At 66.0% G+C, this 21,526-nt stretch carries 17 protein-coding genes; 2 read left to right on the plus strand and 15 right to left on the minus strand.

Features of this window, described 5'->3' with window-relative positions; all coding sequences use genetic code 11:
- Positions 1 to 133: 133 nt before the first annotated feature.
- The 11 genes from AC25ND_RS13000 to leuC all read right to left on the minus strand — a co-directional run bounded on the left by AC25ND_RS13000 (position 134) and on the right by leuC (position 14,030).
- Positions 134 to 805, minus strand: coding sequence for an SPOR domain-containing protein (locus AC25ND_RS13000; protein WP_207852711.1), 672 nt, complete (start codon positions 803 to 805; stop codon positions 134 to 136).
- A complete protein-coding gene (gene folC / locus AC25ND_RS13005; RefSeq protein WP_247284248.1) occupies positions 789 to 2,096 on the minus strand; it encodes a bifunctional tetrahydrofolate synthase/dihydrofolate synthase in 1,308 nt (435 codons plus the stop codon). The genes AC25ND_RS13000 and folC overlap by 17 nt, the downstream gene beginning before the upstream one ends.
- Positions 2,096 to 2,989, minus strand: a complete 894-nt coding sequence (accD, locus tag AC25ND_RS13010; RefSeq protein ID WP_028690439.1) for an acetyl-CoA carboxylase, carboxyltransferase subunit beta — start codon at positions 2,987 to 2,989, stop codon at positions 2,096 to 2,098. Before accD ends, folC begins: the two co-directional genes overlap by 1 nt.
- A gap of 207 nt (positions 2,990 to 3,196) precedes the next feature.
- Positions 3,197 to 3,817, minus strand: a complete 621-nt coding sequence (locus AC25ND_RS13015; RefSeq protein ID WP_486976381.1) for a phosphoribosylanthranilate isomerase — start codon at positions 3,815 to 3,817, stop codon at positions 3,197 to 3,199.
- A 59-nt stretch (positions 3,818 to 3,876) separates the two neighbouring features.
- Positions 3,877 to 4,731 (minus strand): tRNA pseudouridine(38-40) synthase TruA, encoded by an 855-nt coding sequence (gene truA, locus AC25ND_RS13020; protein WP_028690437.1) that lies wholly within the window; start codon positions 4,729 to 4,731, stop codon positions 3,877 to 3,879.
- Positions 4,732 to 4,866: 135 nt separating this feature from the next.
- Positions 4,867 to 7,509, minus strand: a complete 2,643-nt coding sequence (locus AC25ND_RS13025) for a motility hub landmark protein FimV (RefSeq protein WP_486976382.1) — start codon at positions 7,507 to 7,509, stop codon at positions 4,867 to 4,869.
- Positions 7,510 to 7,580: 71 nt separating this feature from the next.
- Entirely contained in the window at positions 7,581 to 8,588 is a 1,008-nt protein-coding gene (locus AC25ND_RS13030) for an aspartate-semialdehyde dehydrogenase (RefSeq protein WP_325927598.1), read from the minus strand.
- A 1,018-nt stretch (positions 8,589 to 9,606) separates the two neighbouring features.
- Positions 9,607 to 10,719 (minus strand): aspartate-semialdehyde dehydrogenase, encoded by a 1,113-nt coding sequence (asd, locus tag AC25ND_RS13035; protein WP_028690434.1) that lies wholly within the window; start codon positions 10,717 to 10,719, stop codon positions 9,607 to 9,609.
- Between the two features lie 63 nt (positions 10,720 to 10,782).
- On the minus strand, positions 10,783 to 11,865 hold the full coding sequence (gene leuB, locus AC25ND_RS13040; RefSeq protein WP_028690433.1) for a 3-isopropylmalate dehydrogenase: 1,083 nt from the start codon (positions 11,863 to 11,865) through the stop codon (positions 10,783 to 10,785).
- A gap of 90 nt (positions 11,866 to 11,955) precedes the next feature.
- A complete protein-coding gene (leuD, locus tag AC25ND_RS13045) occupies positions 11,956 to 12,600 on the minus strand; it encodes a 3-isopropylmalate dehydratase small subunit (RefSeq protein ID WP_028690432.1) in 645 nt (214 codons plus the stop codon).
- Positions 12,597 to 14,030 (minus strand): 3-isopropylmalate dehydratase large subunit, encoded by a 1,434-nt coding sequence (leuC, locus tag AC25ND_RS13050; protein ID WP_028690431.1) that lies wholly within the window; start codon positions 14,028 to 14,030, stop codon positions 12,597 to 12,599. Before leuC ends, leuD begins: the two co-directional genes overlap by 4 nt.
- Positions 14,031 to 14,161: 131 nt before the next feature.
- On the opposite strand from leuC, the gene AC25ND_RS13055 reads away from it, so the two are divergent.
- Complete coding sequence (locus AC25ND_RS13055) at positions 14,162 to 15,040, plus strand: LysR family transcriptional regulator (RefSeq protein WP_028690430.1); 879 nt, start codon at positions 14,162 to 14,164, stop codon at positions 15,038 to 15,040.
- 61 nt (positions 15,041 to 15,101) lie between these two features.
- Positions 15,102 to 18,398, plus strand: coding sequence for a PAS domain S-box protein (locus AC25ND_RS13060; RefSeq protein WP_028690429.1), 3,297 nt, complete (start codon positions 15,102 to 15,104; stop codon positions 18,396 to 18,398).
- A gap of 177 nt (positions 18,399 to 18,575) precedes the next feature.
- Here AC25ND_RS13060 and AC25ND_RS13065 read toward each other — a convergent pair whose 3' ends face one another.
- From AC25ND_RS13065 to AC25ND_RS13080, 4 genes are all read right to left on the minus strand, one after another.
- Complete coding sequence (locus tag AC25ND_RS13065) at positions 18,576 to 19,019, minus strand: Hsp20 family protein (protein ID WP_028690428.1); 444 nt, start codon at positions 19,017 to 19,019, stop codon at positions 18,576 to 18,578.
- A 167-nt stretch (positions 19,020 to 19,186) separates the two neighbouring features.
- Positions 19,187 to 20,158, minus strand: a complete 972-nt coding sequence (locus tag AC25ND_RS13070; RefSeq protein ID WP_028690427.1) for a tRNA dihydrouridine synthase — start codon at positions 20,156 to 20,158, stop codon at positions 19,187 to 19,189.
- A gap of 52 nt (positions 20,159 to 20,210) precedes the next feature.
- Complete coding sequence (locus tag AC25ND_RS13075; RefSeq protein ID WP_028690426.1) at positions 20,211 to 20,645, minus strand: acyl-CoA thioesterase; 435 nt, start codon at positions 20,643 to 20,645, stop codon at positions 20,211 to 20,213.
- 44 nt (positions 20,646 to 20,689) lie between these two features.
- A complete protein-coding gene (locus tag AC25ND_RS13080) occupies positions 20,690 to 21,523 on the minus strand; it encodes an alpha/beta fold hydrolase (RefSeq protein WP_028690425.1) in 834 nt (277 codons plus the stop codon).
- Positions 21,524 to 21,526 lie beyond the last annotated feature (3 nt).

Raw genomic sequence — 21,526 nt, forward strand, 5'->3', positions numbered from 1 at the left:
GGGGTAAGCGGAATGTCAGGTGTTTGAAGGGCTGCGGACTGACTCTGGGGACAGCTTTGCGGACTGCTGTAGGAGCACCCTTTCGCGACACAAGGCCGCTCCTACAGGGGGACGTGCATGTCCAGAGATGAACTCAGCCACGCTCCGGCTGGAAGCGCACCACGATGCCTTTGAGGTTCTGCTGGCGATTGATCACATCACGCAGGCGCTCGGCCTCGGCACGCTCGATCAGCGGCCCGACGAATACCCGGTTCATGCCGTCCGCCGAACGGATATAGGCGTTGTAGCCCTGGCTGCGCAGGGTCTTCTGCAGGTTCTCGGCACCAGCCCGATTGGACAGGCTGGCCAGTTGGATCGACCAGCTCACCGGCAGGCCGTTGGCGTCGATCTTCGACGGCGCGGCTGGTTTGGCGGCAGGAGCGGCGGGCGCAGGCACAGGACGCGCCTCCACCTTGGCCACCGGCGGCGTCGGCACTGGCGTCTGTGGCTTGGGCTGCGCGGGCGGCGCCACGGTCACTACCGGCGCGATGGGCTGGCTCGGCGCCGTCACCGGCGCCGTGGACTCGTCGACCACCACCGGCGGCTGCTCGTTCTGCTCCGGCAACGCCTGAGGTTCTGGCACCTGGACAGGCTCCACCTGAACCTGGGGCAGGCTGGGCATGGCCGGCGCCTCCGGCGCCTCGACACGCACCTGGCGCAGCTCGTCCTCGCGAGTGAACAACATCGGCAGGAAGATCACCGCCAGCGCCACCAGCACCAGCGCACCGACCATGCGCTGCTTCATCCCTTTATCCAGCACTGCCATCTACTCCATCCTCGGGGACCTGCCGCTCGAGCCAGGCCAGGGCCTCGCCGACGCAGAAAAACGAACCGAACAGCAGGATCTGGTCATCCGCCGTCGCCTGGGCGCACTGCCCTTCGAGGGCAGCCGCGACACTGGCGTAAGACTTCACCGTCGCACCGAGGTTCGTCAAGGCATCCGCCAGCTCCGCGGCAGGGCGGCTGCGCGGCGTGTCCAGCGGCGCCACCGCCCAATCGGCGACCTGGTCGCGCAGCGGCGCGAGCACACCGGCCAGGTCCTTGTCGGCCAACAGGCCGAACACCGCCAGGCGCCGCCCCTTCACCGGGCGCGCCGCCAGGCGGCGGGCCAGGTACTCGGCAGCGTGCGGGTTGTGACCGACATCCAGCAGCAGCTCCACGCGCTTGCCACGCAGCAGCAGCTCGCGCCGGTCGAGACGACCGGTGAGACGCGTATCCAGCAAGGCCTGGCGAACCGTGCCGGCATCCCACGGCAGGCCCATCAGCAGGAAAGCCTGCAAGGCCAGGGCGGCATTCTCCATGGGCAGGTCGAGCAACGGCAGGTCGCGCAACTCCACAGGCGAACCATCGAGCTGGCGACCACGCCAATGCCAGTGTTCGGCACTGCTATCCAGGTCAAAATCACGCCCGCGCAGGAAGAACGGGCAATCCAGCTCACGCACCTTGTCCAGCAAAGGCTGCGGCGGATCCAGGTCACCGCACAGCGCAGGCTTGCCCTGGCGGAAGATCCCCGCCTTTTCGTAGGCTACCGACTCGCGGCTGTCACCCAGGTAGTCGATGTGGTCGACGCCGATACTGGTGACCAGCGACACGTCCGCATCCATCAGGTTGACCGCGTCCAACCGGCCACCCAGGCCGACCTCGAGCACCACCGCGTCCAGCGCGGACTGCTTGAACAACCAGAACGCTGCCAAGGTGCCCATTTCGAAATAGGTCAGCGAGATTTCGCCGCGTGCCGCTTCCACCGCGGCGAACGCCTCACACAGGCGCTCATCGCTGGACTCGCGGCCTTCGATCAGCACCCGTTCGTTGTAACGCAGCAGGTGCGGCGAACTGTACACCCCGACCTTGAGCCCCTGGGCGCGCAGCAACGCGGCCACGAAGGCGCAGGTCGAGCCCTTGCCATTGGTGCCGGTCACCGTCACCACCCGCGGCGCCAGCTTGCCCAGCCCCAGGCGCGCCAGCACCTGTTGCGAGCGCTCCAGGCCCATGTCGATGGCCGAGGGGTGCAACTGTTCGAGGTAGGCGAGCCAGTCGCCCAGGCTGCGCTGGTTCATCACGCGACCGCGGCGACCTCTTTGGCCGCTTCCGGAGTCGGCTGGCCGGTCATCTGCGCCAGCAGGCGAGCCAGGCGCGGACGCAGCTCGTCACGGGAGATGATCAGGTCGATGGCGCCGTGCTCCAGCAGGAACTCGCTGCGCTGGAAGCCTTCGGGCAGTTTCTCGCGCACGGTCTGCTCGATCACGCGCGGGCCGGCGAAGCCGATCAGCGCCTTCGGTTCGCCGACGATCACGTCGCCGAGCATCGCCAGGCTGGCCGAAACGCCGCCGTAGACCGGGTCGGTCAGTACCGAGATGAACGGAATGCCTTCTTCGCGCAGGCGCGCCAGCACGGCGGAGGTCTTGGCCATCTGCATCAGCGAAATCAGCGCTTCCTGCATGCGCGCGCCGCCGGAAGCGGAGAAGCAGACCATCGGGCAGCGGTTTTCCAAGGCGTAGTTGGCGGCGCGCACGAAACGCTCACCGACGATGGCACCCATGGAGCCGCCCATGAAGGAGAACTCGAAGGCACTGACCACGATCGGCATGCCCATCAGGGTGCCGCTCATGGAGATCAGCGCGTCCTTCTCGCCGGTCTGCTTCTGCGCGGCGGTCAGACGGTCCTTGTACTTCTTGCCATCACGGAACTTCAGACGGTCGACCGGCTCCAGATCGGCGCCCAGCTCGGCACGGCCTTCTGGATCGAGGAAGATATCGATGCGCGCGCGGGCGCCGATACGCATGTGGTGGTTGCACTTAGGGCAGACGTCGAGGGTCTTTTCCAGCTCCGGGCGATACAGCACGGCTTCGCAGGACGGGCACTTGTGCCACAGCCCTTCCGGCACCGAGCTCTTCTTCACCTCGGAACGCATGATCGATGGGATCAGTTTGTCTACCAACCAGTTGCTCATGCTTGCTTTCTCCAGTATTGGCCGGGGAGACCTGCGCGGCCCCGCCCTGCCCTTGAGCTCAAATTCTTCTGTAAAGCGACGATGGACCGGCTACAACCGCCCCACCTCCAATTCTTCCCCGGCATGCCCCGCGCTCTGGCGCGGCCTGGCAGCACCGGGCTGCGAAAGCTATGGACGATGGCGCGCGGCCAGCCGTCACATCCGCGTTCACGCCTGCTTCACCGCCTGCATGAAGGCGTCGATCTTTGCCGCATCCTTTATGCCCTTGGCCTGCTCCACGCCGCCACTGACATCCACCGCGTACGGGCGCACCTGGCGAATGGCCTCGGCGACATTGTCGGCCGACAGGCCACCAGCAAGGATGATCGGCTTGCTCAGGCGCTGCGGAATCAGTGACCAGTCGAAGGCCTCACCGGTTCCTCCCGGCACGCCCGGCACATAGGCATCCAGCAGGATGCCGCGGGCGCCGGCGTAGTGCTGGCAGGCGGCCTCCAGGTCATCCCCGGGGCGCACCCGCAGGGCCTTGATCCAGGGGCGGTGGTAGCCCTCGCAATCGGCCGGGGCTTCATCGCCGTGGAACTGTAGCAGGTCCAGGGAAACCACTTCGAGGATCTCGTTGAGCTCGCAGCGCGAGGCATTGACGAACAACCCCACGGTGGTCACGAACGGCGGTAGCGCGTCGATGATCGCCCGCGCCTGGCGCACGTCCACCGCCCGCGGGCTTTTCGCATAGAAGACGAAACCGAGGGCGTCGGCGCCGGCCTCGACCGCGGCCAGGGCGTCCTCGATACGGGTAATCCCGCAGATCTTGCTGCGAACGTTGCTCATGGACGGCGAACCTTGGGTGATCGGGAAAGCGTCGATGGTAGCAAATGACCCGTGCCCCGTCAGTCCGCCAGCGCCTCGTAGCCGGTAAGAAAGTGTGGGCCGATGTAACGCTGCGGCAGCGCGTATTCTTCCGGATACTCCACCTGCACCAGGTAGAGGCCGTAAGGGTGCGCGGTCACCCCACCGTCACGGCGGTTGCGCCCTTCCAGCACCTCGCGGGCCCACGCCACCGGACGCTCGCCGGCGCCGATGGTCATCAGCACGCCGGCGATGTTGCGCACCATGTGGTGCAGGAACGCGGTGGCGCGCACGTCCAGCACGATCATCCGCCCGTGGCGGGTCACGCGCAGGTGGTGGATGTGCTTGATCGGCGACTTGGCCTGGCACTGGCTGGCGCGGAAGGCGCTGAAATCATGGGTCCCCAGCAGATACCGCGCGGCCTCGGCCATGCGCTCGACGTCCAGCGGGCGGTGATTCCAGGTCACTTCCTCGGCCAGGTGCGCCGGGCGGATCGGATCGTTGTAGATGACGTAGCGATAGCGCCGCGCGGTGGCCTTGAAGCGGGCATGGAAGTGCGCCGGCATGGGCGCCGACCAGACCACGCTGATGTCGTGGGGCAGGTTGAAGTTGGTGCCCAGGGTCCAGGCACGCTCGTCGCGCACGGCGCGGGTGTCGAAATGCACGATCTGCCCGCAGCCATGGACGCCGGCATCGGTACGCCCGGCGCAGATCACCGAGATCGGCTCGTTGGCCACCGTCGACAGCGCCTGCTCCAGGGCCTGCTGGACACTGGGCACGCCACTGGCCTGGCGTTGCCAGCCGCGGTAGCGCGAGCCTTTGTATTCCACGCCCAGGGCGATGCGGGTGTAGCCTTCGGCGGCCGACTCGGCGGCGGCGGTGTCGATGATGTCCAAGAGCGGCAAACCTGATGCTGAAACGAAAGACGGGAGTATACCGGCAAACCGCGCGGGGGCCGAAATGATCGCGGGGCAAGCCCGCTCCCACGTGTGCTGTGGGAGTGGGCTTGCCCCGCGCTGTGCTACGTCGCCTCAGACCAGGCGCGAGAGCATCTCGTTGGCTTCCTGGCGCTGACTGTCGTCGCCGTCCTTGACCACTTCGTCGAGGATGTCACGGGCGCCCTGATGGTCACCCATGTCGATGTAGGCGCGAGCCAGGTCGAGCTTGGTGGCCACTTCGTCCGCGCCGGAGAAGAAATCGAAGTCCAGGTCGTCCAGCGGCTCGGGCTCCAGCGCCGCGTCCTCGGCGGTGAACCGCGGCTCTGGCGCCGCTGCCGGGACATCGAGGTTCTGCGACAGCTTGTCGAGCTCGGCGTTGACGTCGTCCAGTTCCGAGGCGAAGTTCTTGGCCGCCGGCGAGTCATCGTCCAGCGACAGCGACAGGTCGAAGTCCTCGGGCAGTTCCAGCTCGGAGATCGGGTCGAACTCCGGAATGGCCTCGAAGGCCGCCAGTTCGGCCGCCACGTCCACGGGGGCTTCCTCGCTGCTGGCCGGGGCCACCGGTTCTTCGGCGACATCCAGGTCGAACTCGGCCAGGTCGTCGACATTCTGCGGCGTCGCCTGGGCCTGAGCGAGCAAGGCCTCGAAGTCGTCGTCGGCATCGGTTTCGGCGATGGCAGGCACAGGCTCGGCCTCGGCCTGAACCTCAGGCGCCTCGACAGCCAGGTCCTCGAGACCGGCCAGGTCCAGGTGATCATCTACCGGCAGGTCATCACCCAGGCTCAGGTCGAAGGCACTGTCCAGGTCGGTCTCGTCGACCACAGGCTCAGGCTGGGCCGCCACGACCGGCTCCACGACGAGTTCCGGCGCGCTTTCGCCCAGCTCCAGCGCCTTGTCCTGCAGCAGGTCCTGGACATACTGCTCGTCCAGCTCGGCGGCCAGGGCGGCTGCACCGGCAGCGCCTGCCGCCACCGCCGCGACACCCAGCATGGCTGGGAAGCGCTCTTTGAGCGCGGCGACCTCGGCCTGGTTCGCATCATTGACCGCCAACTTGCGTTCCTGACCGGCGAAAGCATCCTGGTCGCCCTGGCGGGCATAGACTTCCATCAACTTCAGGCGCAGGTCGCTGCGCTGCGGTTCGGAGGCCACCGCCGCTTCCAGCAGGTCGGCGGCATGGTTGAGCCGGCCACGGGCCAGGCTGTCGTCCACTTCGGCCAGCAGCGCGGCGCGCGGATCGACCGCTGGCGCGGCGGCTTCGACGGAGGCCGCAGGTTTTTCCGCAGCCACGGCCGCAGCAGCCGAGGCCGCCACCACCGCTGGCGACAGGGTCACGGTCGGCGCCGACACGTCGAGACCTTCGAAGCTGCTGGGCGGCAGCTCCAGGTCAGGGCCACGCTCGCTGTCCTCGGCCAGGGCACGCGCCATGCGCAGGTGCTTTTCGGCTTCCTGCTGGGCCTTGCGCTTGCGCGCCAGGAGCAGCAGCAACAACAGCAGGACCAGGAACGCGGAACCGGCGATCAGGCCCAGCAGCAGCGGATTGCCCAACAACTGGTCGAGCATGCCGAGCTCTTCGCTGGCCGGTGCTTCGGCGGCCACATCCTGCGGCGCGGTGTCGGCGGCGGCGGGCGCCGGAGCGACCACCGGCTCGGCCGGGGTCAGCTGGGCGTTCACCGCCGGTTGCGCCGGCGCCGGCTCGCCCGGCAGCGCGCCGGCCGGCGGCTGCGGTGCCGCGGCGCCCTGGGCCTCCAGGCGCGCCAGTTGGTCGTTCTTCAGCTCGATCAGACGCTGCAGCTTGTCCAGCTGGCTCTGCAAGTCGACCATGCGGCTCTTGAGTTCTTCGTTGTCGCGACGGCTGGTGTCGAGGCTTTCCTGGGCCACGGCCAGCTTGTCGCCGAGCGCCTTGGCCTCACCGGCTGCGCCCTTGCCGCCTGGTGCCACCAGGCGCAGGTTGTCGCCCTGGGCGATGCGTGCCGGCGCGGCGCCGGCCTCGCCACGGCGGGTGGCGTCCAGTTGCCGTGCACGCGGGCCAAGGCGACGGCCTTCGCGCCAGGCGGCGTACTGCTCGGCCACTTCACGGTTGGCCTGGGCCTGGGGAATGCTCTGCACCTGCTGCTGATCGGGCAGGCGCAGGACCTGGCCGATCTTGAGCTGGTTGATGTTGTTGCCGATGAAGGCATCCGGATTCAGCGCCTGGATCGCCAGCATGGTCTGCTGGATCGAGCCGCCGTTGCTGTTGCGCGCGGCGATCTGCCAGAGGGTGTCGCGGCGCTTGGTGGTGTAGCTGCCCGCGCTGACCGCCGGGTTGATATTGGCCTGGGTCGGCTGGCTACCCTGGGCCTGGGCCTGGTCGAGCAGCACGCTGTAGTCGCGCAGCAGACGGCCCTGGGGCCACATGACCTGGACCAGGAACTTGACCACCGGCTCCGGCAACGCCTTGCTGGAGGTGACCCGCAGCACGCTCTTGCCGTTGGGGTTGATCACCGGCGTGAACGTGAGGTCTTCGAGGTACGGTGGGAAGGCCACCCCTGCCTTGGCGAACTCTTCCGGCGACGCCAGGCTGGGCGCCATCTGCGCCGCGGTGAGGTCACGCACATCGAGCAGTTCGATCTCGGCATCCAGCGGCTGGTTCTGCGCCGACTTGAGGGTCAGCTCGCCCAACCCCAGAGCGTTCGCCACGCCGGACGACAGCGCCGAGGCTGCAGCGATGGCCAGAACCAGTTTGCGAATTCGAAGCATGAACTCTTCCCTTGTATGAAGCGTCCCGAAAACCTTTGCGCGGTTCAGGACAAAATTGCTCGCAGTATCTTTTACGCCATGTGTTTTATCAACAATTGTGCCGCCTGCACGGCATTCAGCGCCGCGCCCTTGCGCACATTGTCGGTGGTCAGCCACAGATTCAGCTGCTGGTCTTCATCGACACCATGGCGTACACGACCAACATAGACCACGTCCTGGCCCACTGCGTCCCCCACTGGTGTCGGATAATCGCCCGCTTCGACCAACTCGATGCCGTCGGCGGCTTCCAGCGCGGCGTTGACGGCCGCCAGATCGACCGGATTACGGCTTTGCACGGCGACACTGAAGCTATCGCCGAAAAACACCGGGACTTGAATGCAGGTCACGGAAATCTTCAGCTGTGGCAGGTCGAGCACCTGGCGCAGCTCGCCGACCAGGCGGCGCTCCACGGCCGTGTGGCCCTGTTCATCGGGGGTGCCGACCTGGGGCAGCAGGTTGAAGGCGACCTGGCGGTCGAAGAAGCGCGGCTCCAGCGGGCGTGCGTTGAGCAACTCGGCGGTCTGCCGGGCGAGCTCGCTGACGGCCTCCCTGCCCTGCTCCGAAACCGCGAGGCAGGCATTGACCTGCACGCGCTCGATATCGAGCAGCCCCTTGAGCGGCGCCAGCGCCACGGCCAGGGCCACCGCGCCGGCGCTCGGGCTGGTGATCAGTGCGGGCCGAGCGAGTTCGGCGATGCGCTCGCCATTGGCTTCCGGAACCAGCACGGTGGCGCCGTCCAGGGCGCCGGACAGGTCGATCACCGCGCAACCGGCGGCGATGGCCTTGGGCGCGAAGCTGCGGCTCACGGCGGGGCTGGCGGCGAAGAACACCAGTTGCGCCTGGGTGAAGTCGAAGCTGTCCACTTCGCGGACTTTCAGCTTCTTGCCGGCGAACATGACGCTGCTGCCGGCGGATTCCATGCTGGCCAGCAGGTGCAGGGTGGAGACCGGGAAGGCCACTTCCTCGAGGATCTGGACGAGGGATTCACCGACGGTGCCGGTGGCGCCGACTACGGCGATGTCTAGGGCGGGGGTGGTCATGGGATCGGTTCCTTTCTGCGGGGTACGGCGGGGGAGCGGCACTTTACTTGGATTGTGGGGTGGGAGGTAGGTTCGGGTTCGGGTTCGGGTTCGGGTTCGGGTTCGGGTTCGGGTTCGGGTTCGGGTTCGGGTTCGGGTTCGGGTTCGGGTTCAAGAGTGTGGGTTTTGATTTATTTATGCGCATTCATTGGCGATGTCGACGCATTATCACCCTTCCGCCCTTACGGCGGCCTACTTTTCTCGTGGGAAAAGTAGGCAAAACCGTCCCGCTCCGTTCATACGGCCCCTGCGCTTCGCTCCGGGGTTCCCTCGCTCCGTTCTTGCTCCCGGGAGGACCGCGCTGAACGCCCCATCCTGGGGCGCAGCGCTTGACGGCCATCCATGGCCGTCACCTCCCTACGCAAGAACTCCGCTCGGCCTCCTGAAGTCGCAATTGGCGGCGCCTGGACTATCGCGCGCTTAGAAGCAAGAGCGAGAGCGAGAGCGAGAGCGAGAGCGAGAAGTTCGAAGTTAGTTGTTTGACTTTTAGATATGTATTGACCACCCCGCGATATGATCGAGAGATTAATTAAAATTTCAACTAGCGACAGCTGCGCCAGCCCAGGCGCCGCCCGTATCTTGCGCGACTTCAGGAGGCCGAGCGCAGGCCTTGCGGAGGGAGGCGACGGCCATGGATGGCCGTCGAGCACTGCGGGCCATGGATGGCCCGTCAGTGCGGTCCTCCCGGGAGCAAGGCCGGAGCGAGGGAACCCCGGAGCGAAGCGCAGGGGCCGGATGAACGAGCGCGCGGTTTTGCTTACTTTTGCCAAGACAAAAGTAAGTCGCCGCAAGGCGAAACAGCGATATCAGCGTCGCCGCTGAAAAAGAATCCGAACAAACCCCTCAAAACAACCAACAACCAACAACCAATAACCAACAACCAACAACCAACAACCAACAACCAATCTAACACCAATAAAAAAACCCGCATCACTCACGCAACACGGGCTCTTCAAAAACCAAACTCAAACCACCCAGATCACCGCTCCAGCAGAATCCGCAACATCCGCCGCAGCGGCTCCGCAGCCCCCCACAGCAGCTGGTCGCCAACAGTGAAGGCCCCAAGGTACTGCGACCCCATGTTCAGCTTGCGCAAACGCCCGACCGGCACGTTCAGGGTCCCGGTCACCTGGGTAGGACTCAGCTCCTGCATGCTGATCTCCCGCTGGTTAGGCACCAATTTCACCCAGGGATTGTGCTGGCTGATCATGCCTTCGATGTCCGCCAGAGGCACATCCTTGTTCAGCTTGATGGTCAGCGCCTGGCTGTGGCAACGCATCGCGCCGATCCGCACGCAGATACCGTCGACCGGAATTGGGCTCTTGAAGCGCCCCAGGATCTTGTTGGTCTCGGCCTGGGCCTTCCACTCTTCACGGCTCTGCCCGTTCGGCAGCTCCTTGTCGATCCAGGGGATCAGGCTGCCAGCCAGCGGCACGCCGAAGTTGTCGGTCGGGAAGCCCTCGCCACGCATGGCTTCGGCCACCTTGCGATCGATGTCAAGGATCGCGCTGGCCGGGTTGGCCAAGTCGTCGGCGACCGCCGCATGGATACCGCCCATCTGCTTGATCAGCTCACGCATATTCTGCGCGCCGGCGCCCGAGGCCGCCTGGTAGGTCATGGCGCTCATCCACTCGACCAGGCCAGCCTCGAACAGGCCGCCCAGGCCCATCAGCATCAGGCTGACGGTGCAGTTGCCGCCGATGTAGTTCTTGGTGCCCGCGTCCAACTGCTGGTCGATGACCTTGCGGTTGACCGGGTCGAGGATGATCACCGCGTCGTCCTGCATGCGCAGGGACGAGGCCGCGTCAATCCAGTAGCCCTGCCAGCCGGCTTCGCGCAGCTTGGGGAAGACTTCGTTGGTGTAGTCGCCGCCCTGGCAGGTCAGGATCACGTCGAGGGTCTTGAGCTCGTCGATGCTGTAGGCGTCCTTGAGCGGGCCAGTGTCCTTGCCCACGTTCGGGCCCTGGCCACCGACGTTGGAGGTGGTGAAGAACACAGGCTCGATCAGGTCGAAGTCCTGCTCTTCGAGCATCCGCTGCATGAGCACGGAACCGACCATTCCACGCCAACCGATCAGACCTACACGTTTCATCGCAACTACACCTTTGCTAAAAGTGGGCCGCCACCGGGAGTTTTTGGTGGCGGGCCAGAGAGATTACAGATTCCGCAGCGCTGCGACTACTGCGTCGCCCATTTCCTGCGTACCCACCTTGCGGCAGCCCTCGGAGAAGATGTCGCCGGTGCGCAGGCCCTGGTCCAGCACCCGGCTCACCGCCTGCTCGATCGCCTCGGCGGCGGCCGTCTGGTTGAAGCTGTAGCGCAGCATCATCGACACCGAGAGAATGGTCGCCAACGGGTTGGCGATGCCCTGCCCGGCGATGTCCGGCGCCGAACCGTGGCACGGCTCGTACATGCCCTTGTTGTCGGCATCCAGCGACGCCGACGGCAGCATGCCGATGGAGCCGGTGAGCATGGAAGCCTCATCCGAAAGGATGTCGCCGAACATGTTGTCGGTCACCACCACGTCGAACTGCTTGGGCGCGCGCACCAGTTGCATGGCGGCGTTGTCCACGTACATGTGGCTCAACTCGACGTCCGGGTAGTCCTTGGCCACCTCTTCGACCACTTCGCGCCACAACTGGCTGGACGCCAGGACGTTGGCCTTGTCCACCGAGCACAGCTTCTTGCCGCGCACGCGGGCCATGTCGAAGCCGACACGGGCAATACGGCGCACTTCGCTCTCGCTGTAGGGCAGGGTGTCGTAGGCCTGGCGCTCGCCGCCTTCCAGCTCGCGCTGGCCACGTGGCGCGCCAAAATAGATGCCGCCGGTCAGCTCGCGGACGATGAGGATGTCCAGCCCGGAAACGATCTCGGGCTTGAGCGACGAGGCATCGGCCAACTGCGGATAGAGGATGGCCGGGCGCAGGTTGGCGAACAGGCCCAGTTGCGAACGGATCTTCAGCAGGCCGCGCTCCGGACGGATGTCACGCTCGATCTTGTCCCACTTCGGACCGCCCACGGCGCCCAGCAGCACGGCGTCGGCCTGGCGCGCGCGCGCCAGGGTCTCGTCGGCCAGCGGCACGCCGTGCTTGTCGATGGCCGCGCCACCGATCACGTCGTGGGTGAGGCTCAAGCCGAGCTGGAACTTGTCGTTGGCCAGTTCCAGCACCTTGACCGCCTCGGCCATGATTTCCGGGCCGATGCCATCACCTGGGAGAATCAGAATCTGCTTGCTCATGCGTTCCTCTATCCAATCAAGCGGCGCGCCTCGCAGGCGCGCCGAAGTACTTCAGTGTCCAATGCCCCTTTTCGCGGGGCAAGCAGTCAATCACGCGTCGCGGAACAACCACGGCTGGCTGGCGCGGTGCTTGCCCTCGAACGCCTTGATCGCGTCGCTGTCCTGCAGGGTCAGGCCGATATCGTCCAGGCCGTTGAGCAGGCAGTGCTTGCGGAACGCGTCGATCTCGAACTTCAGTACCTTGCCGTCCGGGCGGGTCACGGCCTGGGCCTCGAGGTCGATGGTCAGCTGGTAACCCGGGTTGGCCTCGACCTGCTGGAACAGCTCGTCGACCTCGGCAGCGTCGAGAATGATCGGCAACAGGCCGTTCTTGAAGCTGTTGTTGAAGAAGATGTCGGCGAAGCTCGGCGCGATCACACTGCGAAAACCGTACTCGTCGAGCGCCCACGGGGCGTGCTCACGGCTCGAGCCGCAGCCGAAGTTCTCCCGCGCCAGCAACACGCTGGCACCCTGGTAACGCGCATGGTTGAGCACGAAATCCTGGTTCAACGGCCGCTTGCTGTTGTCCTGGTAAGGCTGGCCGACATCCAGGTAGCGCCACTCGTCGAACAAGTTGGGGCCGAAGCCGGTGCGCTTGATCGACTTGAGGAACTGCTTGGGAATGATCTGGTCGGTGTCGACGTTGGCACGATCCAATGGCGCGACAAGACCGGTGTGCTGGGTAAAGGCTTTCATGCTGCGCTCCCTTGGATCAACTCGCGGACATCGATGAAGTGGCCGGTCACCGCGGCGGCGGCGGCCATGGCCGGGCTGACCAGGTGGGTACGGCCACCGGCGCCCTGGCGGCCTTCGAAGTTGCGGTTGGAGGTGGACGCGCAGTGCTCGCCGCTCTCCAGGCGGTCCGGGTTCATCGCCAGGCACATCGAGCAGCCCGGTTCACGCCACTCGAAACCGGCCTCGAGGAAGATCTTGTCCAGCCCTTCGCGCTCGGCCTGGGCCTTGACCAGGCCCGAGCCCGGCACTACCAGTGCCTGCTTGACGTTGGCGGCAACCTTGCGGCCCTTGGCGATCTCGGCGGCGGCGCGCAGGTCTTCGATGCGCGAGTTGGTGCACGAGCCGATGAACACGCGGTCGAGCTTGATCTCGGTGATCGCCTGATTGGCGGCCAGGCCCATGTACTTGAGGGCGCGCTCGATCGAGCCGCGCTTGATCAGGTCGGGCTCGGCGGCCGGGTCCGGCACGCGCTGGTCGACGGCCAGAACCATCTCCGGCGATGTACCCCAGCTGACCTGCGGCTTGATCTGCGCGGCGTCGAGCTCGACCACCGTGTCGAACACGGCGTCGGCGTCGGACACCAGGCCTTTCCAGGCCTCGACGGCCTGCGTCCACTGCTCGCCCTTCGGCGCGTACGGACGGCCTTCGACATAGGCGATCGTGGTGCCGTCGACAGCCACCAGGCCTACCCGGGCACCGGCTTCGATGGACATGTTGCAGATGGTCATGCGGCCTTCCATCGACAGCTCGCGGATGGCGCTGCCGGCGAACTCCATGGCGTGGCCGTTGCCGCCGGCGGTGCCGATCTTGCCGATCACGGCGAGGACGATGTCCTTGGCGGTGACGCCGGCGGGCAATTCACCCTCGACGCGCACCAGCATGTTCTTCATTTTCTTGGCCACCAGGCACTGGGTGGCGAGCACGTGCTCGACCTCGGAGGTGCCGATGCCATGGGCCAGGGCGCCGAACGCGCCGTGGGTGGAGGTGTGCGAGTCGCCGCAGACCACGGTCATGCCCGGCAAGGTCGCGCCCTGCTCCGGGCTGATGACATGGACGATACCCTGACGCTCGTCATTCATCTTGAATTCGACGATGCCATATTCGTCACAGTTCTCATCGAGGGTCTGCACCTGAAGGCGCGACACCTGGTCGACGATGGCCTCGATACCGCCCTTGCGCTCCGGCGTGGTCGGCACGTTGTGGTCGGGTGTGGCGATATTGGCGTCGATGCGCCAGGGTTTGCGGCTGGCCAGGCGCAGGCCTTCGAAAGCCTGGGGCGAAGTCACTTCATGGATGATGTGGCGGTCGATGTAGATCAAGGAGGAGCCGTCATCGCGGCGCTTGACCTCATGAGCTTCCCAGAGTTTGTCGTAGAGCGTTTTGCCAGCCATCAGACTGTTCCTCATCAGCGTCTTTCTATGCCAAAGACCCCTTGGCTTGTACGGACGATGCTATGGCGATAGATTGAATAACTCAAATTCATAATTTTTATACTTTGCATAACTATTGGGAATTCAAATAGATGGACCTGGCCAACCTCAGCGCTTTCATCGCCATCGCCGAAACCGGTAGTTTTTCCGGGGCGGGCGAACGCCTGCACCTGACCCAGCCGGCCATCAGCAAGCGCATAGCCGGCCTCGAGCAGCAACTGGACGTGCGCCTGTTCGACCGCCTGGGCCGCGAGGTCACCCTCACCGAGGCCGGTCGCGCCCTGCTGCCCCGCGCCTACCAGATCCTCAACGTACTCGATGATACCCGCCGCGCCCTGACCAACCTCACTGGGGCGGTGAGCGGTCGCCTGACGCTGGCCACCAGCCATCACATCGGCCTGCACCGCCTGCCGCCACTGCTGCGCGCCTTTACCCGCCAGTACCCGGCGGTGGCCCTGGATATCCAGTTCCTCGACTCGGAGGCGGCCTACGACGAGGTGCTGCACGGTCGCGCCGAGATTGCGGTGATCACCCTGGCGCCCGAGCCACACCATTTAGTGCGGGCTGTGCCGGTGTGGGACGACGCCCTGGACTTCGTCGCCTCGCCCGAGCACCCACTGGCCAGCAACGGCGCGGTCAGCCTGGCCGACGTGGCACGCCACCCGGCGGTGTTCCCCGGCGGCAACACCTTCACCCACCATATCGTCCAGCGCCTGTTCGAAAGCCAGGGCCTGGTCCCGAACATCGCCATGAGTACCAACTACCTGGAAACCATCAAGATGATGGTGTCGATCGGCCTGGCGTGGAGCGTGCTGCCACGTACTATGCTCGATGAACAGGTGGCGCCCATCGCCCTGCCCGGCATACAGCTGTCACGCCAGCTAGGCTACATACTGCATACCGAACGCACGCTGTCGAACGCGGCCAGGGCTTTCATGGCCCTGCTCGACAGCCATGCAGGGTCCGCCTGACCGCTCGTCAGTACGGCATGACATCCACAAGGACGCGTTTTCCGCCAAAGGTCTGGTACCGATGCCCAAATCAGCAAACCGCTTTCCGCGCCTGCCACGCATCCCTGCGGCCGATCCCCAGGAATCGGAGCTGGCCTGGCAGAACGCTCCCCAGCTGCTGGCCGCGCTCAACGGCGCGCGCCTGGGCGCCTGGCTGTGGGACATCGAAAGTGGCCGGGTGAGCTGGTCACGGGGCACCCAGGCACTGTTCGGCTTCGATCCGCAGCGCCCGCTACCCAACGACGTCGACTACCTGGACTTGCTTCCCGAGGAAGACCGCGCCCGCACCCGCCAGGCATTCCAGGCCGTGGTCAACGGCGAGCCAGTGGAACAGGCCATGCGCCACCGTATCCGCTGGCCCGATGGCAGCGTGCACTGGCTGGAGATCAACGGCAGCCTGACCCACGATCCCCACGGCCGGCCACAGATGATCGGGGTCATTCGCGAGATCACCCGCCAGCGCGAGCGGGAATCCGCGCTGATCAACTCGGAAAAGCGCTTCGCCACCCTGTTCCACCTCAGCCCCAACGCCATCCTCCTGACCCGCCGCCACGACGGCATGATCATCGAGGTCAACCAGCATTTCGAGCACATGTTCGGCTGGCCGGGCGCCCAGGTGGTCGGCAAGACCAGCCTGGAGCTGGGTTTGTGGGTCAATCCCGAGCAGCGCCACCTGGTGATGGACGCCACCCGCGCCGGCAGCGGCCCATTGACCTTGGAGGTGCAGTTCCGCGCCACCAGCGGCAAGATCCACGACGGCATCCTCTGCACCCAGGGCATCGAACTCGAAGGCGTCACCTACCTGATCAGCACCTTCGTCGATACCACCGAGCGCAAACGCGCCGAGCAGGCGCTCAAGGACAGCCAGGAGCGCCTCGACCTGGCCCTGGACTCGGCCCAGCTCGGCACCTGGGATTGGCACATCCCCAGCGGCATGCTCTATGGTTCGGCCCGCGCCGCCCAGCTGCACGGGCTGGACCCGGTACCTTTCCACGAATCGTTCGAGGCCTTCTTCGAAGGCGTGCCCGAGCACGAGCGCAGCGCCATGCGCCAGGCCTATCGCAGCCTGCGTGAGGGGCCGGCAGGCAACTACCAGATCACCTACCGCGTGCAGCTGGACAACGGCGCCTCGCGCTATATCGAAAGCCGCGCCCGACTGTACCGCGACGACCACGGCAATCCCCTGCGCATGGCCGGTACCCTGCTCGACATCACCGACCAGGTCGAACGCGAACAGCGCCTGAGCGCCTCGGAAGAAAAATTCGCCAGCCTGTTCCAGGTCAGCCCCGACCCGATCTGCGTGACCCGCCAGGACACCGGCCAGTTCATCGAGATCAACCCGGCCTTCAGCCAGACCTTCGGCTGGAACCCGGAGCAGATCCTCGGCCAGACCGCCGAGGAGATCGGCCTGTGGGCCGAATCGGCCGAACGCGCCCAGCGCATCGAGCGGGTGATCCGCGACCAGGCCCTGAGCAATGTGGCGGTGGTGGTCAACCACCGCAACGGCACGCCGCTGACCTGCGTGATCTCGAGCCGCCTGATCAGTGTCGACAGCCAGCCTTGCAGCGTCACCACCCTGCGCGACATCACCCAGCAGCAACGCGCCGAGGCGGCGCTCAAGTCCAGCGAAGAAAAATTCGCCAAGGCATTCCACTCCAGCCCCGACGCCATCACCATCACCGAACGCCAGAGTGGGCGCTACGTGGAGGTCAACGACGGCTTCAGCCGGCTGACCGGCTACAGCCCCGAGGAAGTGGTGGGTCGCACGGTCTACGAAATCGGCATCTGGGCCGATGAAAAACAGCGTGCCGCCCTGCTCAACGAGCTGCGCGAGCGCGGCCGGGTGCATCACCGCGAGATGCTCGGGCGCAACAAACGTGGCGACATCCTCACGGTGGAGGTCTCGGTGGAGCCGATCAGCCTCAACGAAACCGACTGCCTGCTGCTCACCGCCCGCGATGTCAGCCTGCTGAAGAATGCCCAGGCGCAAATCCGCCACCTGGCCTACCACGACCCGCTGACCAACCTGCCCAACCGCGCCCTGCTGATGGACCGCCTGAGCCAGCAGATCGCGCTGCTCAAGCGCCACAACCTGCGCGGCGCGCTGCTGTTCCTCGACCTCGATCACTTCAAGCACATCAACGACTCCCTCGGCCATCCGGTAGGCGACACGGTGCTGAAGATCATCACCGCCCGCCTCGAGGCCAGCGTGCGCCTGGAGGACACCGTGGCGCGCCTGGGCGGCGACGAGTTCGTGGTACTGCTCAGCGGCCTGGAGGGCAGCCGCGAGGTGGTGGAAAGCCGGGTTCGCGAACTGGCCGACACCTTGCGTGAGCTGCTGGCCGAGCCAATGTCGCTGGACGGGCAGCGCCTGCAGGTGACACCGAGCATCGGCGTGGCCCTGATCCCCGACCATGGCACCACCCCCGCCGATCTGCTCAAACGCGCCGACATTGCCCTGTATCGGGCCAAGGACTCAGGACGCAACGCCACCCAGCTGTTCCACACCACCATGCAGAAGGCCGCCAGCGAGCGCCTGCGCATGGAAAGCGACCTACGCCTGGCGCTGGCCCGGGGTGAACTGGCCCTGCACTTCCAGCCCCAGGTCGATGCCCGCGACAACCGCATCGTCGGCGCCGAGGTGCTGCTGCGCTGGCACCATCCGCAGTTGGGCCAGCAACCGCCGGCGCAGTTCATCCAGGTGCTGGAGGAAAGCGGCCTGATCCTCGAAGTCGGCAGCTGGATCCTCGACGAGGCTTGCGATGCCTGCTCGCACATGCTCGCGGACGGCCTGATCGACGCCGACGACTTCAGCCTGTGTGTCAACATCAGCCCGCGGCAGTTCCGCCAGAACGACTTCGTCGAGCGGGTCCTGCGCAGCCTCGACGACTACCGCCTGCCGCGGCGCATGCTGACGCTGGAGATCACCGAAGGCATCGTCATCCAGAACCTGGAGGACACCATCAGCAAGATGCGCGAACTCAAGGGCTACGGCGTGAGCTTCGCCATGGACGACTTCGGCACGGGGTATTCCTCGCTCACCTACCTCAAGCGCCTGCCGGTGGACGCGCTGAAGATCGACCAGACCTTCGTGCGCGACGCGCCGGTCGACCCCAACGACGCCGAGATCGTCCGCGCCATCGTCGCCATGGCACGCAGCCTGGAACTGGCGGTGATTGCCGAAGGCGTGGAGCTGACCGAGCAGCTGGAGTTCCTTGAGCGGCTGGGTTGCCACCTTTACCAGGGCTATCTGCACAGCAGACCGCTGCCGTTGCCGGAGTTCCGTCAGATGCTGCTGGAGGCGCCGGCGGATTACTGAACTGGCCTGGTAACAGTTCACGCATGGCGTGGGAGCGGGCTTGCCCCGCGATTGCGGTATGAGACCCAGCATTGCAATCGCGGGACAAGCCCGCTCCCACGCCAGTCAAAGGGCATTCATCCCCGGCACAAAGCAGAAAGGGCACCCGAAGGTGCCCTTTCTTTCATCCCGCCGAACTCAGTTCAGCGCCGGCTTTTCGCCGTTGATCGGGATGCGCTTGGCCTTGGCTTCTTCCGGCACAATGCGCAGCAGTTCGATGCTGAGCAGGCCGTTGGCCAGGCCCGCGCCCTTGACCTCGATATGGTCGGCCAGGCGGAACGACAGCTTGAAGGCGCGCTGGGCAATGCCCTGGTGCAGGAAGGTGACGCCTTCGCTGGCGTTGTCGCGCTTGCCGCCGGTCACGGTCAGGACGCCTTTTTCGACTTGCAGGTCGAGGTCCTGTTCCTGGAAGCCGGCCGCGGCGACCACGATGCGATAGTGGTCATCGCCATGCTTTTCCACGTTGTAGGGCGGGTAGCTGCTACCGGCCTCGTTACGGGCGGCGGCTTCGAACAGGTCGTTGAAACGGTCGAAACCGACGGAGTTGCGGAAAAGCGGTGCAAGAGAGAAAGCGGTAGTCATGGTCATTAACTCCTGAGATTCAGCAAGTAAAGTCACTACGCGACCCGACTTCGGCATCGCGTACTCAAGAGATAGGTCCTGGCAAAAGGCTTTCAAGGGCTGGCATGAAAAAATTTTCGACTGGGTATGGTTTCGTGGGAGCGGGCTTGCCCCGCGAAAGCGCCGACTCAGGCGACACAAGCCTCAACGGCGCGCATCTTCACGCCCAGCAACTCACTGATCCGCTGGCAGTCATCCTCTCGACGCAACTCAGCGAACAGCGCCACCGCCTCGGGATAGCCTCGGGTCAACATCGCCAGCCACTGCTTCATTCGCCCCGGCGCGTAGCGCGGCGACAGCTTGTCCTGGGCCTGGCGCCAGAACTCGCGCAGCAGTGGCAGCAACTCATCCCAGCTCATCGGCTGGTACTCGACGCCATCGCGGGCCGCGGCGATCTGCAGCGCCAGGTCCGGGCGCGACACCAGCCCGCGCCCCAGCATGATGTCCTTGGCACCGCTGACTTCGCGGCAGCGCCGCCAGTCGTCGACCGTCCAGATCTCGCCATTGGCGAACACCGGCACCGCGACCACATCCTGCACCCGCGCCACCCACTCCCAATGGGCCGGCGGCTTGTAGCCCTCGACCTTGGTCCGCGCATGCACCACCAGGTGCGCCGAGCCGCCTTCGGCCAGCGCCCTGGCGCAGTCCAGCGCGCCGTCGGGGCTGTCGTAGCCCAGGCGCATCTTCGAGGTCACCGGGATATGCGCCGGCACCGCGCGCCGCACCTCGCGGACAATGGCATGCAGCAGCTCGGGCTCCTTGAGCAGCACCGCCCCGCCCCGAGACTTGTTGACGGTCTTGGCCGGGCAGCCGAAGTTCAGGTCGATGACCGGCGCGCCCAGCTCGCAGGCCAGGGCCGCATTTTCAGCCAGGCACACCGGATCCGAGCCGAGCAATTGCACGCGCATCGGCACGCCGGCGGCGGTGCGCGCGCCCTGGCGCAGCTCCGGCGCCAGCTTGTCGAACGACGACGCCGGCAGCAGGCGGTCGCAGACGCGGATGAACTCGGTGACGCACCAATCGATGCCGCCCACCCGGGTCAGGACGTCGCGCAGGATGTTGTCGACCAGCCCCTCCATCGGGGCCAGGGCAATTTGCATTTCAGGGTCTCGCCACGCAAAAGGCGGCAGTCTAGCAAAAAAACGCCGCGCTTCAGCGGCCGGTCAGCGCCGGACCGTAACCATCGAGGAATTGCGCCGGCATGCGCTTGGGCTTGCCGCTGGACAGCTCGATGCAGGCGAAGGTGGTCTGCGCCCGCAGCAAGGTGACGCCGTCACTCGGGCGCTTGAGCTGGAAGCGCCGGGTCATGCGCAGGCGCTGGTCCCAGTCGACGATCCAGGTGGCCAGCTGCAGCTCGTCGTCCTCATAGGCGGCGGCGAGGTAGTCGATTTCATGGCGGACCACCGCCATCGCCCGGTCCAGCCGGCGATACTCGGCCAGGTCCAGCCCCAGGCGCTGGGAATGGCGCCAGGCACAGCGCTCAAGCCAGGTGACATAGACGGCGTTGTTGGCGTGACCGAGGCCGTCGATGTCCTCGCTGCCGACGCGTAGGTCGATGATGAATGGTGCTGCCAGATCCCAGCTCATGCCCGCTCCCGGTGTTCAGTGACCGGGCAGAGTGTAACGGATGCTCAGGCGCTTTGCCGCGCGCGTTGGCTGGAGCGCGCCAGCAGCTCCATCACCGCCTCGCCCAGGCGCGGGTCGGCCAACACCCGCTGATGGCCGCCCTCTTCCAGCAGCAGCAAGCGGCTGTCGAACCAGGCTTGGTGAATTACCGGCGCCTCGCCGGCCGGCACCACCGGATCGTCCTCGGCATGCACCACCAGGCCCGGCACATCCAGCTGATAGCCACTGACATCCAGGCGCGCCACCTGCACGCCGACATCCCGCTCCACCTGACGGATGAATGCGGCCCTGGCCCGGGCCGGCAGGCCAAGACGCCGGGCGAAGCCACGCAGCACGCCAAGCAGGCGTGCCGGCGCGGCGATGCTGACTGCCGCATCGGTGCGCAGCCCCCATTGCAGGGCCAGCAACAGGCTGGCGCCGCCCATGGAGTGGCCAATCACCGCCCGCAACGGCGGCAGCTCGGCGGCGGCCTCCAGCAAAGCGCGAGCGAACGCCACCACATGCGCCTGCTCGCCGGGCGAGCGCCCATGGGCCGGCCCTTCCAGCGACACCACGGTGTGGCCGCTGTCGACCAGCCGCTCGATCAACGCCGCGAACTGGGTCGGGCGCCCTTCCCAGCCATGCATCAGCAACACCGTCGGCCCCTGCCCCCAGCGCAGCGCCGACAGCCCGAAACGCAGGGTGATGCGCTCGGCGCGGGCCAGCAGCGGCAGCTCCCAGGGTTTGGGCGGCAAGGCGCGCGGCGTCATGAAGGCACGGCGCATCTTGCCGGCGACATGCTCGGGGACCAGGTGGCCGAGAGTGCCATTGACGCCACGAATCCAGCTCAGGGTAGTCATCGC

The sequence above is a fragment of the Pseudomonas sp. P110(2024) genome (assembly GCF_057480795.1).